Raw genomic sequence first — 2,220 nt, 5'->3', positions numbered from 1 at the left:
GGTAACGTTTAGTGTATGAGCAGTGGTGTGGTTCGGTACGGACAATTGCAAACAGGTACTTGCCAGAGGAAAATCCGAAGGATTTTCCAAGTAGGCGAGAACAAGCCATTGCTTATACACACTGTTGTAACACGTTTTCATTCATTCAAATTATTAATTATTATTTCAGTCAAATTATTATCTTTTGCTTCAAGAAAAATAATTGTAGGTCCATAAACATTGTTTATTGCAAGAAGTCCATATTCTGAATTAAATAAAATTGGTCCTGTTCCATGGGTTCCAGGGTTTTCTAAATCATAATATTTAAATTCTAAATCCTTTAGTTTCTGGTTTCGAAATGTTTTTTTGTCTGACTCAATGAATTCCCTAAATCCAAAAAATAAAATATTTGAGTTTGCTGCTTTTTGAATATTGATAGTTTTTGTACTGTCAATTTTACTAACATAATTATAAATTAAAGTGTCACCTTTTCTATGAAATGAGAGCGTAAAGCTTTCAATTTTAGGTTCCCCTCCGAAATGAATAGAAGCTTCTCTTTCTGCTTTCCATTCTGTATTTTTTTCAGAACAGCTCAAGGAAATGAATATTGTTAATATATAATATTTTAGTTTTCTCAAATTTTGGCTAAAGTCAAATTTACTATAATTTTCCTACACAATAATTTTACTGGTTAGTTTATGAAATAAATGAGTTTTTATTGTGTGGGGAATGTGTTACAACGGTTTTGTATATGGCTCGTAGCGTGCAAATTAGGAAATTATTTTCGGATAAAGCACAAGCCAGATTTTTGAATTTTACTATTTATTTTTTTGTTGAAAATCGTCAAATTTAAAAATTTGGCGACTTTCCAAATATGCCTTAATTTCGATTAAGCAACTACAAAGCTATGAGCTATATACGTTGTTGCCAGTAGTTTTTTATTGATCAGTCCCAATATATTGTAATTCGTTTTTGGTCTTTGAAAGTTGAAAATGAAAGTGAACAGTTCCATCTTCCATAGGTTCTTTTACATAGTATTCTCGATTAAGATAATTCTCCGTTTCAAAATTCAATTTTTCAAATGTTTCATAATCCGCTGAAGGAAAATTATTTTTAAAATCCATCACTTTTATAAAACCTTTAGATTCTCGTATTTCCTTTGCGATTCTCGATTTGTCAGAATCCGAAATTTGAATTTTTAAAGTGTGTGCGTAGTCCATAAATCCGCCACTTTCATTATTTAGGATTTTAAAATCGTCTTTCAATTCAATATTATGTTCCGCAAATAATTTCCGTGCATCTTTTTTACTAAAAGTCCAGTCACTTATCCAAGGTGACATACATAATAAGATGAAACCTAAAGTCAAAAATGATGAGACATACTTTCCTGTTTTCGGTCGTTTAAACATTCGAAATGTCCAATAAATCAGAAATATGATTTGAAAGACTAAAATAAATGGCCAAATAAAAATCACAAGAAATTCTAATTCAGCCAGAATTGTCCAAGCTATGATTATAGATAGAAGAATTCCAGTTATAATTCCAGTTCGCTTTTTTCCCTCTTTAAATGGGAGCCAAAAACATAGGACTGTTAACCCTAATAAAACTAAACTTGTTATGAGATTAAAGTGGTTCATTCAAATTACTGGCAACGTTTATGTGTACGAGCTGTTGCGGATTTATTAATCCAATCTTTTAAGTCTATCCAAAGTTTCAGAATTCGCAAGAATTTTGTGAACTGGATGGGTTTGAGCAATGGCTTGTACACAGTGTTGGCAAATCGGTTTTATTCTTTTTTCGTTCGAGTATTTTTTCCGACATATTATTGTTAAAAAGTTCAATTTAGTCAATTCCGATTAATTACTGTTATGGTTTTCCGCATTCAACTTTTATTAATGTTTTTCGATCAGATTGGCTCGTGAAACATAAACTTTCGATTTCGCACTTTAAAACCAAAAAAAAAAATTCGATTTGGTTCGGAAGGTTTTTATCCGTCAGATTGGATTTCGCCGTACTCTTTGTCGGTTCTGATTTTCAGCCTGACTTTTGGCAATCACAGAATTTCAGTTTTTTAGCGACTTAACATTGGATTTCAAGGAATTTAAGTTTTTCCGCAATACTGATAAATTCAGCGTTGTGTTTTTCAATTACGTTTTCTGTTTTCAATCTTAAAAACCAATTTTTTTTTTCGAATTAGTTCCGCTTTTTTTTAGGTTCTGCTCAACTGTTTGCCAACGTTTA

Annotated in this window: 2 protein-coding genes; both read right to left on the bottom strand. The window is 31.1% G+C overall.

The window, feature by feature from the left end; translation table 11 throughout:
* Positions 1–137 precede the first annotated feature (137 nt).
* The gene (locus MWU32_RS04635; RefSeq protein WP_246937150.1) at positions 138–617 is read right to left on the bottom strand and encodes a hypothetical protein; all 480 of its coding nucleotides are present in this window, start codon (positions 615–617) and stop codon (positions 138–140) included.
* A gap of 300 nt (positions 618–917) precedes the next feature.
* A complete protein-coding gene (locus MWU32_RS04630) occupies positions 918–1,388 on the bottom strand; it encodes a hypothetical protein (RefSeq protein ID WP_246938187.1) in 471 nt (156 codons plus the stop codon).
* Between the last annotated feature and the right edge of the window lie 832 nt (positions 1,389–2,220).

This window comes from Gelidibacter sp. F63206, from assembly GCF_023015735.1.
This window is presented reverse-complemented; position numbering and strand designations above follow the sequence as displayed.

Bases quoted from the DNA above. Each gene is read 5' to 3' on its own strand.
- MWU32_RS04630 (WP_246938187.1), bottom strand. From the start codon at position 1,388: ATGTTTAAACGACCGAAAACAGGAAAGTATGTCTCATCATTTTTGACT.